We start from the raw sequence: 13048 nt of genomic DNA, 5'->3' as shown, positions 1-13048 counted from the left end.
TGAAACTTCAAAGTTTAATCAGAATATTAAAGACTTTGAAGTTTCTATTCCATAAGACTCAGCATCTTTAGATAATTTATTTAAGAACTCTGGTGGCATGTTTGTCCTCTAGTATAAACATAACTATTTAATAAGTATAACTGTAGAAATAATTAAATCAATTAAAAAGTGATTAGATTTTTCTACTATTATCATAGTATAATCTTGTTGTTTTGAAGAAAATTAGATATTCTTATGCATTAATATATTTATAAATAAATATGCAAAAAAAGCATTACCCTGAAACAACTAGCAGTCCAAATTTTTCATCAATTGAAAAAGAAATTATAAAATTCTGGCAGGAAAATAAAATTTTCAAGCAGTCAGTGGAAAAACGTTCTAAGAACAACAGCTTTGTATTTTACGATGGGCCTCCGTTTGCAAATGGTTTGCCCCACTACGGACATTTACTCACTGGTTTCATAAAAGATGCATTTGCAAGATATCAAACAATGCTAGGGAAGCGTGTGGAAAGAAGATTTGGTTGGGATTGCCATGGACTTCCAGCTGAAATGGGTGCTGAGAAAGAACTTGGAATATCTGGTAGAAATGAAATAGAGAAGTTTGGCATAGAAAAATTTAATAATCACTGCCGTTCTTCTGTCATGAAATTTGCATCAGAGTGGGAATTATATGTTAATAGACAAGCTAGATGGGTGGATTTTCATAATGATTATAAGACCATGGATAAGTCTTTTATGGAATCGGTCATGTGGGCATTTAAAGAGCTATATAATAAAGGGCTAGTGTATGAATCAGTACGTGTTGTTCCTTATAGCTGGGCATGTGAAACTCCATTATCTAATTTTGAAACAAGGCTAGATAATGCTTATAGAGAGAAGACAAGTAAAGCGGTAACAGTTGCATTTGAGCTTTTAGAAAAACCAAAACAATTTAAAGGCAATACACAAAAATGTAAATTACTTGCCTGGACTACAACTCCTTGGACTCTTCCTAGTAACCTAGCTTTAGCAATAGGAATGGGTATTAAATATACTGCAGTATCTTTAAATAGAGAAGTTTATATCTTTGCTAAAAGTTACTTGAAGAAATTTATTGATTACTGCGCAAAGAATAATACTCTTTATTCAGAATGCAATATAGAGCTTGAAGCTGATGATCTTGCAGGTCTTTCATATAAACCACTGTTTGATTATTTCAAAAATACAAAAAATGCATTTCATATTTTCATTGCTGATTATGTGACTGAAGAAGACGGTACAGGAGTTGTTCATACTGCACCTGGATTTGGTGAAGAAGATTTTTATTTATGTCAAAAATATAATATTCCTGCAATCTGTCCGATTGATAACGCTGGAAAATTTACAACTGAAGTATCAGATTTAGTTGGCATCAATGTTTTTGAAGCAAACGACACAATAATAAAGAAATTAAAAGAACAGGGGAATTGGTTTAAGACTGAACAATATATTCACAATTATCCGCATTGCTGGAGAACTGATACTCCTTTAATCTATCGTACTATGCCTTCTTGGTACGTTGCTGTTACAAAGTTCAAGGATAGAATGATAGAATTAAACAAAAGAGTTAACTGGATTCCAAATCATATTAGAGATGGTCAATTTGGTAAATGGCTTGAAGGTGCACATGATTGGTCAATTTCACGCAATCGATTTTGGGGTACACCGATACCTGTGTGGAAATCAGACGATACAAAGCATCCGAGAGTTGATGTCTATGGTTCGATAGAAGAATTGGAAAAGGATTTTAATGTTAAAATATATGATTTACATAGACCATTTATAGACAGTTTAACAAGACCAAATCCAAATGATCCAACTGGAAAGTCGATCATGCGCCGTGTGCCTGATGTATTTGATTGCTGGTTTGAATCTGGCTCAATGCCATTTGCACAGGTTCACTATCCATTTGAAAATAAGGAATTATTTGAGAATAATTTTCCAGCTGATTTTATCACTGAATACATAGCACAAACTCGTGGTTGGTTCTATACATTATTTGTATTATCTACTGCTTTATTTGATAAAGAACCATTCAAAAATTGCATATGTCATGGTGTAGTTTTAGATATTAAAGGGCAGAAATTATCTAAGCGTTTAAACAATTATGCAGACCCGATGGAGGTTTTTGATCAATTTGGCTCTGATGCGCTGCGCTTTCTTATGCTTTCTGGATCCATAGTTTGTGGTGGCAATTTATTACTTGATAAAGAAGGAAATTTAGTGCGGGATGTGCTAAGAAATGTAATAAAACCTATTTGGAGTAGCTATAATTTTTTTACAATGTATGCAAATGCAAGTAATATTAAAGCTGAAATTTGCATACATTATGCAGGTACAATGGATTGTTATATAACTTCTAAGTGCTTTGAAACTGTGCAAAAAATTTATATCTCTATGAATAACTATAATTCTCAAGCAGCTTGCAGAGTTTTAATAGATTTTTTTGAAGCACTAAATAATTGGTATATAAGACGCAGCCGTGAGCGTTTTTGGAGGAATGATTTAGAACAAGACAAACTTATTGCTCATAATGTTGTATACACAATTTTTTATTATATACTGAGAGCCGCAGCTCCTTTCTTGCCACTAATAACAGAGGCTATCTGGCAGGGCTTAAAATATGAAGAAAAATCTGTTCATTTAGCTACCTCTCCAGAATTAGAAAAGTTTGATTATGAACTTATTATAAAAATGGATCTTGTTAGAGAAATATGTAACTCTGCGCTATCTATTAGAAATGCTTGTAATATACGTACAAGACAGCCACTAAGCAGCATGACTATTTACCACTATTCTTCTTTTACAGATGAATATCAAGAAATGATAAAGGACGAAGTAAACGTAAAGAAATTAGAAATAGTAAATAAACTAAAAGAAATTTCATCACTAGAATTAAAACTGAATTTTTCATTACTTGGAAAAAGGATTCCAGATAAGGTGCAAAATTTGATTCAATATGTGAAACAAGGAAAATGGGAGAAGGTTGAGAATGAGAATATATTACTTGGAGATGAGATTATTATAGAAAAAGAGGAGTATGAATTGATACTTAAAACAAATAGTAAATTTTCTTCTGTATTTGACAACAACAAAGGAATTGTAGTACTTGACACTACTTTAAATAATGAATTAATACTAGAAGGACTTGCAAGAGATATAGTAAGATTTATTCAGGAAGCTAGAAAACAAGCTGGGTTTCATATATCAGATCGAACTAATGTAGTAATAAAGACAGAAGATAAAAGACTTCAAGATACAATAAAAAAATGGAATGAGTATATAAAAGAGCAGACCCTTTCCTTATCTTTGGATATCAATATAGAAATTGGAGCTAATTTTTATTCTAAAGAATATAAAGATTTAAGTATTAGTATTAAGCGTTAGATTTTTAATAAAGTTGCAAGATTATCAATATTTATGCTATACTTAAGGTCATTAGATAAGATTATAGTATGAATGCTGTTGTAGGTTGTACGGAAGTTGTTAACTTAAACAACAATAGTGATAACTTGGATAAAGTAGAATCTATTGCCAATGTTACTTTGGAAGGTGAAGATTGGTTAATTAAACAAGTAGCTGCTTTTAACATTCCACTCAGTATATTTCACTATGAGGATTATAACTCTGACTTTTTTACTTCCTGATATAACGTATTAAGTATAATATTTAAAGAGGTAAACCGAGCTTGTTCGGAAAAACGGGTATTGAATTTGGCACTATCGGTTTTAATGTTTCCTTATATAGTTTTTACCGCATTAGGATTAGTTATATATAATAAATTAAAAACAAATGATAAGACAAAAATCAGTTCAGAGGAGAATAAAACAAAAAAAAGTGAAGTAAGTGAAAGTACAGCGAAAAGATTGGTATATGGTATTCTTTCTTTAATAGTTGTCCTTGTTAGTATACCTATACTTCTACTCTTGCTTATTCCTGCAACACCAGCTTTAGCTATTTTTTATCTTTTAAATAGGGAACTATTTCATTCTTTAGTTGATGTTCTTAAAGTGAGTAGTGGGCTGTATAAGAATGAACACCGAAATATTGGGGTATCTTTTCATGAAATGGATGCTATTGAAACAGATATTAAGTTGGGTATGGAAGTTAAGTTTCCACCACAATTCAAACAGTTGCTTAGAGATTTATGCAAAGATAGTGGTTTGTTCAATGTAGAACGTGATTCATAACATAATACTATACTGAAATTATCAGCTAATATCAATTTAAAAAATGGTCTTAAGCCTTTACGTAATGAGATCAAGGATTTGCTTACAGCTTCTATTCAAGAGTTTGCGAAAACTATGGAAGAGCTGATGAAGCTAGACAAGAAAGATATAACATATGATAAACTAAAGGAATTGTTGAACGAATTCAGACTGAAGGTAGTAGATAGTATAGATCCTAAGTTGATAAGTCACTTCATATACAATGCCTATCAAGTTGCTTTTATACAAACAATTAAAGTTGTACGGGATATAAAAAAGAAGATTTTTCGTTAGAAGAAAGACTAAAAGGAGTGTTAATAGAACAAGAATTAAAAAGCCAATGTAAAGAATTACCAAGTGAAAAAGAAGTGATAATAAAAGATTTGAAAGGTGTGGGAATAAAAGTACAAGAAAACTTAAAGGACGATGAATTTTCTGTATATAAAGCGGACTGGAAAGAGCTTAAAGAGAAAGGCAAAATAGTTGAAAGAAAAGCAATTGATATTTATAAAAATAATCATCCCCAAGCAACAGAGAAAGCCTTGGATAATGCGAAAGAAGAGATTGAACGTTTAAGAGGAATAAGTCAAATAAGGTATAACAATAGATATAAGGAATTAAAAGAAATACATGGGAACAGTAGCTTAACAGATGGCACCTTAAAAAGGAGGTTAGAAGACCTTTTTAAATTTGAATATGATGAGCAAGAGGTTGAGCGCAGGCTGATAAAATCAGTAATAAAAAAAGCTCAAGGTGAGTTAAGTCAATAAGGTATACCGGATAAGGAGAAGCAAAGCCTAAGGAAGCAGCTTGAAGATTTAGAAAAAAAAGTAAAGGTTCTATCTGATAAGGAAGCTTCAGCTAAAATAAATGACTTTATAGAAGAGGCGTATTTAGAGATAAAAAAATATAAAATACAAAGGTTGCTTCAAAAACAAAAAGATGGTGTTTTAGATTTATGTAAAACACTAGAAAGATACGGTGAGTCAGATCTAGCAAAAATGATTGAACTTTTCGCACGCAAGATAAAGAGCATTTAGAAGAATCTGAATTAAAAGAAGCACTAAAAGATCAAAATAAGCATTTACAAGATAAACAAAATGACAAGGAAAAAGCGCATTCAGTTACAAGATCAATAGAGGTTTTATTCAAAAGGAATAAAGCAATTCTAGAAACATTAGAACAGTTAGAATTAGAAAAAGAGGAATTATTGATAAATGAAGAAACAAAAAATAATTATAGAGAAGAACTCAAATCTCGCGAAAAAATAAAATTTGCAATAATAGAGGATAAGTTACTGGAGAGGCTCAAGGAAGAAACTTTTAATGAAGCAGAAATCAAGAAGTTATTAGAGGAAGCGGAACTTGAATACTGTTTAGCAGAGAAATGCATCAAATATCCTGTAATTAAAACTAAGGATAATATCAAACATTTTTGCCAAGATTTATTGTCTCCTTTGATAAATAGATTGGTGGAAAATATAATAAATAATGTACCAAAAAGTGATATAAGTGTATGGCGGCAACCTATGAAAGCTATTCAGACAGGTTGGGGGTATCTTAAAACAGGACTTGTTGTTGCGATGCAGGGGGATAAGAGTACAGAAGGAAAAGCGTTAAATGTGGCACATGACACTTATAAGGAAATTGAGACATTTCTTCAATACTTTGAGTCAGGTTATGAGGAAGCTGGAAGTTTGATAGGTGATGTCTTTTCTGATAATGGAGAAACATTTAAAGATGTTGTATGGCCTGAAATTAAAAATCATTTGTTTGGCATGAGGGATAGATTTTTTAAGGATATCGAATGCAAGATTGAAAGTAAATTGGATAAAGTGAGATTGGCACAGCCAAGCGGTGAAATAAATGGGATTGCTAATATAAGATAGATATTTTAAAATAGTAAGATGTTTTATAGCGACCAAATTACTTTATTTTTTGAAAATATTAGATACCCCTTGAATCACTCACATAGATAACTCTAGATTATAAATTCCAGCAATCAAATGTTTAATATAATTTTTCTTCGCAGTTCTGTAGGGGTTTTCTGTTCTTCCAAGTGCTTAATCTATTCAGTTAGCTCAGTCCTTGAGATTTCTTGCTACTCGCTTATATTACTTTTTCTGGCTACAATTACTGCTTGCAATTTTCTTAAAACATATAGGTTATTTATGACCTTTTTCAGTATTTTTTTGACAATTTTATAACTCTTTCGTCCAATAATTTTGACGTTAATGCCATTTTATACCTCTAGTTGTATTTGCTTTAGTATGACTCAATTACACGTCTTGTCTATTTATTTGTTCTGTAAGGAAAATCTGCATGAAAAATCTAATATAATTCCTATTTAAAAAGACTCAACAACTATAGCGTAAGATGTAGTGGGTATCATAGTGAACCATTAATTTACATACATAATTTTCTATTACAATGGGTTTTTATTTATGCAATTACATGTTAAGATTAATCATTAAACCCTAAGAAGATATTAAAATGCCAGACAACATAGTACCTGTATCAATAGTAAAAGAATTAGAAGATTCTTACCTTTCTTATGCAATGAGCGTTATTATAAGTCGCGCTATACCTGATGTACGAGATGGCTTAAAGCCAGTACATAGAAGAATTTTATATGCCATGTATGAAGGTGGATTTGAAGCAGGTAAACCTTATAGGAAATGTGCAAGGATTACAGGTAATGTTACCGGTAAATACCATCCGCACGGAACTGTACCAGTTTACGAATCACTTGTTAGAATGGCACAGGATTTTTCTTTACTCCTACCACTTATTGATGGGCAAGGTAACTTTGGTTCAATTGACGGTGATCCACCTGCAGCTGAGCGATATACAGAAGCTAGGCTTCAGAGAGTATCTCATTTTTTACTTAATGATATTAATGAGGGTACAGTTGACTTTAGGCCAAATTATGATGGGCATGAAACTGAACCAGTTGTACTCCCTGCAGAATTTCCAAATTTATTAGTAAACGGTGCAAGTGGTGTTGCAGTTGGAATGGCAACTAATATTCCTTCTCATAATCTTGGAGAAATAATCGATGCCTCTATTTTGTATATGGATAATCCAGAAGTTACTTTGGATGAATTACTGGAAGTAATACCAGGCCCAGATTTTCCAACAGGTGGAATGATTCTTGGTAAAGCAGGAATAAGGTCAGCATTTACAACAGGAAGAGGTTCTATTGCAGTGCAGGGTAAAACTCATATAGAGGATTTACCACAAGAAAGGCAAGCAATAATTATTGATGAAATTCCTTATCAAGTTAACAAGGTAAAACTGATTGAAAAAATTGGTGAATTAGTTAAAGAAAAAAGAATTGATGGCATAACAGAGATTAGAGATGAATCTGATAAATCAGGCATTAGAGTAGTAATTGAGCTTAGAAAAAATGCTGTCACAGATTTTATCTTAAATCAAATATTAGGATTAACTCCACTAAGAAGTAGTTTTAGCGTTAATACATTAGTATTACATAATAATAGACCGACACTGATGTCACTAAAGGAGATCATAGCTGCCTTTATTGATTTTAGAAAAGAAGTATTAATTAGAAGAACGGAATTTCGCTTAAGAAAAACAAGAGAAAAAGCGCATATTCTTATAGGACTTTACATTGCAGTGCTTAGCATAGATGAAGTAATAAAAATTATTCGAGGTTCTAAAGATCCTGCAGAAGCATGTAAAGAGCTTTTAAATAAAGAGTGGAAAACATCCATTGAGATACAAAAAATAATAGAACTAATCTCAGATAGCACAAGCTTTTTAGAAGGTGAGGTATATAAGCTTACTGATTTGCAGGTAAAAGCTATTCTTGAAATGAAGTTACAGCGTTTAACTGGCCTTGAAAAAGATAAACTAGAGGCTGAGCTTTACTCAATGGTGAATTTAATAAAAGAGTATGTTGATTTTCTTCGCTCAAAAGAGAAGGTCATAAAAAAAATAAAAGAAAGTTTACAAGAGATAAAAAATAGGTTTGCTGTAGCAAGAAAAACAACAATAGAAGAATCAGAGACGGATATTGAAGCTGAAGATCTTATCCCACAAGAAGATATGGTTGTAACTGTTACAATGAATGGTTATATTAAGCGCGTAAAGCTTTCTCATTATAGAACTCAGCGTCGTGGTGGGAAAGGAAAGTTAGGACAAGGTTTAAAAGAAGAAGATATAATTATTAAACTATTTGTTGGTAATACCCATACTAGCGTTTTATTCTTCTCAAATATTGGCAGAGTTTATAGATTAAAAGTATATAAATTGCCCTTAGCAGAACCAACAGCGCGAGGTAGGGCACTTATTAATATATTTCCTCTGATTGATGGTGAAACAATCACTAATATTATGCCTTTACCAAGTGAAGATACTCAAGACCTTAACATAGTCTTTGCTACCACTCATGGGAGCATAAGACGTAATTCCTTAGCAGATTTTGACTATATTCCAAGCAATGGGAAAATAGCGATAAAATTAGATGAGAATGATAAATTAGTCTCAGTTAAGGTATGTGATGAGAATAATCATATATTACTTTCAACAAAATTAGGAAAAAGTATAAGGTTTATTGCAAGCGATGTACGTCAATTTAAAAGCAGAAGTTCAGATGGAGTGAGAGGTATAAAACTTGCAGAAGGAGATAGCGTGATTTCAATGACTATTTTAAATGGAATAGAAATTACTACAGAAATGAAAGAATTTTATTTAAAGATATCGCTTGATAAGAGGCTTGAAACTGCAAGCAGCAATTCAATAAATCCAAAATTGGAAAAAATTTTAGATAAATCAGAAATAGATAACGAATCATTTTTAAAATTAACAGTAAATGAAGAATTTATCTTAACTATAACAGAGAATGGTTTTGGTAAAAGGACTTCTGCCTATGAATATAGAATAACAGGTAGAGGTGGTTCCGGTATTACCAACATTTTAACTACTCATAGAAACGGTAATGTCGTTGCAAGTTTTCCAGTTGAGCAAAAAGATGAAATTATGCTTATTACAGATAAAGGAAAGTTAATCAGAATTTCAGTGAATGATATAAGAATTGCAGGACGCAGTACACAAGGGGTAACTTTATTTAGAACAGAAAACAATGAAAAGGTTGTATCAGTTGCTAAAATAGAAGATACAGGTATTGTATAGCAAAATTATGCTACAAAATCTAGATATCTTTTTAAGATTTGAAAATGACTGACAAACATGAAAAGGTTGTCTAAAAGATTATCTATTAATCAACAGTATCTGCTTTAGCATGCTATCTTCGTACATGGTACTTTTTATATTGCTTAGCAGAGTTTAAAAGTTTCACTAATGCAAAAAGAGATAAATAGGTTTATGCAAATCCACTTACGTCAAATTTTTATATCTATAAATCCGTGCTCAAACCCTTGATCTACAGGAAAAATGACTACGTGCCCACAAGTTTTCCATGCGTTAAAACATAGAAAAGACTTTTTCTTATTTTACCATATTATATTTTTAATAAAATAATTGACATATTAAGAAATCTAGTGTATTCTTAATATTAATAATATTTTTATATAGGAGTTACAATGTCAAAAAAACAAGATTTTTTAAAGGTTTAACATATATTAGCGGAACAACAGCTGTTATTGCTGCTAGCGCTACACTTGCTTTATCTTTGGGAGCATTAAGTATTAGTTTAGGGGTATTATCACTAGGAGTAATGCCACTCGCAATAATTACTGGAGTATCATTACTACTTGCTATTGGTTCAGGGATCGCAACGTATGTTTTTAGGGAACGAAAAGTTGATGAGATAAATAGGTCCATTACAGAAGGAGTTAATGTTGTGGGTAATGTGATAGGATGAGCATTTAGTTGTGTTAATACACTTAAGGAAGGTGTTAAGGATCTTAAAGGAAATGGCAACAGTGTTAACCCTTCATCAGAAGGTGATTGGAATCAATTCAATGTGAATGAACATGGTATGACGAATGGACATAATTCGTTGTAGTTTCGCATAGATTTTCCTAAAATATTTCGCTATTCTGGGTAACATAACAGCTGTCCATCTAAGATATAAAGCATCTTTAAATTAAGCAGTGATTGCTTGATCAGAGCAGGATATTTTCTTGGGATGTAGAGCTATTAAGCTTTAGAATTAACGGCACAAAACCAGCATAGCGTTTATTCCAGAATCGGTTGCTAATTGAAAGTGGTTAATAGAAGTATTGGTGGGTTTACTTTTTATAATTAACCCTTATTTGTCATAAGGCTACATATCTAACAGTTTTGATTATAGGTTTTAATACTTTTTTAATTATTAAATGATAGATAATGTCTATAAAGCAATTTATTATAAGGAGATTATATGATACAACAAAGTGGTAATTCTTTTAAAAAGGGGGTAGCTGTTTCTCATTGGGATGGTGATATTAGTTGGAAAGATGTTGCTAATGCTGGAGCAGGATTTGCTTTTGCTAAATCAACTGAAGGCGAAACTTTTCAAGATGAAAAGTTCGTGTATAATTTTAGTAATATAAAAGAAAATAATATAGAAGCTGGTGCTTTTCATGTATTTAGAATGACTTCGACACCTAAAAAACAGCATGATAATATTATTAATGTTTTAAAAAAAGCTAAATTTGATATAAAAAGAGATAAGCTTTTCATTTCTGCAACTATCGGTCTTTGCGATGCAGAACACAAAACAGAGTGTGATGATCCTACTAAACACACTAATAAAGAAAGAGCTGATAACCTGGATAGTTTGCTGACAATGCTAAAAAATGAAGATTATAATGTCATTATACATACCTCTCCTAAACCTTGGGATCAATATTATGCAAGTACTGCACATGATTTTTCTAAGTATCCATTGTTCGTTGCTCATTGGCATGTATTAAAACCTATGATACCTCAAGATTGGCAAAAAGCAGGAAAAAGTTATGATTACTGGAACTATACTGATAAAGGTACAATAAGTGGTATACAAAAACATGGCACAGTATGTCTTTGTGAAACACATAGGTAGCTGAAGGTACTTACTAATAAATCTGGTAGCTTAACTACCAGATTTATTTAATGCTAATTTTTAGAAAGTTATTAATCACTTAGTTTTTTTAAGATTAAATCTAACTCATTAATATTGTTATACTGTAAAGTAATTTTTCCTTTGGAGTTATTATCATTAATTTTTACGGTAAGCCCTAGTTTAGAAGATATAGTGTTTTCTATTTCTTTTATATTATTCTTTTGTTCCAGTTCATTACTAATTTTGTTATCTTGATCTAAGTTTTGTAACTTTTGTATTAAGCTTTCAGTTTGTCTTACACTCAGTTCCTGAGAGATAATTTTTTTTGCAACTTCTTCTGCATTTTTAACATTAATGAGTGCACGTGCATGCCCTGCAGATAATTTTTTCTTGCTAACCATTTCTTTGATGACATTAGAAAGCAATAACATTCTAGTCATATTAGTTATATGACTGCGACTTTTACCTACAATAGATCCTAATTCCTCATGCGTATAAGAAAATTCGTCTATCAACCTTCTATACGCTTCAGCTTCTTCTATTGGGTTAATATTTTCTCTCTGTACATTCTCAATTATTGATATCTCTAAACATTCCTTATCACTTAAATCTCTTATGATGACAGGTATTCTACTTAAACCTGCAATTTTACTTGCACGAAAACGACGCTCTCCTGCCACTATTTCATACCCTCCATCTTCCAAATCTTTACGTACTATAATAGGCTGTACAATGCCATTTTTCTTTATGGAATCTGCAAGCTCTTGTAACGATTCTGCATCAAAGTGTTTTCTAGGTTGAAATTTACCAGCATGAAGCAGCGATGTAGATAAATAATCTTCTAGTTTTTCCTGCGCAGCCGTTCCTGATATCAGTCCTGATAAACCTTGTCCTAATCTCCGCTCATTTCTCATATTTGGCTAATTCAACTTCTTTTTCTATGTTATTAGTTTTTAATTGTTTTGCCAGAACTTCTCTTGCTAAAGAAATATAAGCCTGAGAACCAGAGCATTTTAAATCATATACTATAGCTGGTTTTCCATGAGAAGGAGCTTCTGATAACCTAACATTACGTGGCACTATAGTTTTATAGACATCATCTTTTAAATACTTACGAATTTCGATCTCAACTTGTTCACTTAATTTATTACGCTTATCATACATTGTCAATATTATACCCTCTATGTATAAATGTGGATTAATATGTTTCTTGATTAACTCTACTGTCTTTATTAAATGACTTAAACCTTCTAAAGCAAAGAATTCACATTGAAGCGGAATAATAATTGAATTTGCTGCAGCAAGTGAGTTTATAGTGAGTAGTCCAAGGGAAGGAGGACAATCAATCATAACATATTCGTAATCATTTACTATTTCTGCCAGTGCATTTTTTAATACAAATTCTCTTTTCTCCATATTTGAAAGCTCAATTTCTGCAGCTGATAAGTCAACAGTTGAGGAAATTAATGATAACCCTGGAACTTCAGTATTAAAAATAGAAGAGAAGATAGAATCACCATTTAAGAGAACATTATATATATTTTTTGCTCTGCTTTTATACGAGAATCCAAGACCGGTGCTTGCATTTCCCTGAGGATCTAGATCTATTAGTAAAGTACTTTTACCAATTGCAGCAAAAGCAGTAGATAAATTTATACTAGTAGTGGTCTTACCTACACCGCCTTTTTGATTTACTACTGCAATGATTTTACTCAAGTTCTTTGCTGCACATGACTATTTCAATAGTATATATGTGTATATGGATTTTTTCACTATAAAAATCTTATAGCTTAGTGTTTCCATTCTTGG

Annotated in this window: 6 protein-coding genes and 1 pseudogene; 4 read left to right on the top strand and 3 right to left on the bottom strand. The window is 31.7% G+C overall.

Annotation, left to right across the window (positions count from 1 at the left end; translation table 11 throughout):
• Nucleotides 1-260: 260 nt before the first annotated feature.
• The 3 genes and pseudogenes from ileS to gyrA all read left to right on the top strand — a co-directional run bounded on the left by ileS (nt 261) and on the right by gyrA (nt 9384).
• Complete coding sequence (gene ileS / locus V6U76_RS01775) at nt 261-3407, top strand: isoleucine--tRNA ligase (protein WP_333023308.1); 3147 nt, start codon at nt 261-263, stop codon at nt 3405-3407.
• A gap of 68 nt (nt 3408-3475) precedes the next feature.
• Nucleotides 3476-6116, top strand: a pseudogene (locus tag V6U76_RS01770) (hypothetical protein).
• Between the two features lie 604 nt (nt 6117-6720).
• Entirely contained in the window at nt 6721-9384 is a 2664-nt protein-coding gene (gyrA, locus tag V6U76_RS01765; RefSeq protein ID WP_333023307.1) for a DNA gyrase subunit A, read from the top strand.
• A gap of 405 nt (nt 9385-9789) precedes the next feature.
• Here gyrA and V6U76_RS01760 read toward each other — a convergent pair whose 3' ends face one another.
• Complete coding sequence (locus tag V6U76_RS01760) at nt 9790-10134, bottom strand: hypothetical protein (protein WP_333023306.1); 345 nt, start codon at nt 10132-10134, stop codon at nt 9790-9792.
• Nucleotides 10135-10576: 442 nt separating this feature from the next.
• Between V6U76_RS01760 and V6U76_RS01755 the strand changes: the two genes are divergently transcribed.
• Nucleotides 10577-11239, top strand: coding sequence for a glycoside hydrolase family 25 protein (locus V6U76_RS01755; RefSeq protein WP_333023305.1), 663 nt, complete (start codon nt 10577-10579; stop codon nt 11237-11239).
• 71 nt (nt 11240-11310) lie between these two features.
• On the opposite strand, the gene V6U76_RS01750 is transcribed toward V6U76_RS01755, so the two are convergent.
• Both V6U76_RS01750 and V6U76_RS01745 read right to left on the bottom strand, forming a co-directional pair.
• Nucleotides 11311-12153 (bottom strand): ParB/RepB/Spo0J family partition protein, encoded by an 843-nt coding sequence (locus V6U76_RS01750; protein WP_333023304.1) that lies wholly within the window; start codon nt 12151-12153, stop codon nt 11311-11313.
• On the bottom strand, nt 12143-12955 hold the full coding sequence (locus V6U76_RS01745; protein WP_333023302.1) for a ParA family protein: 813 nt from the start codon (nt 12953-12955) through the stop codon (nt 12143-12145). The genes V6U76_RS01750 and V6U76_RS01745 overlap by 11 nt, the downstream gene beginning before the upstream one ends.
• Nucleotides 12956-13048: the final 93 nt, after the last annotated feature.

It is taken from the genome of Wolbachia endosymbiont of Pentidionis agamae, assembly GCF_036711655.1.
GTDB lineage: Bacteria > Pseudomonadota > Alphaproteobacteria > Rickettsiales > Anaplasmataceae > JAZHPY01.
The sequence above is the reverse complement of the archived record's forward strand: the minus strand, read 5'-3'. Positions and strand labels throughout refer to the sequence as shown.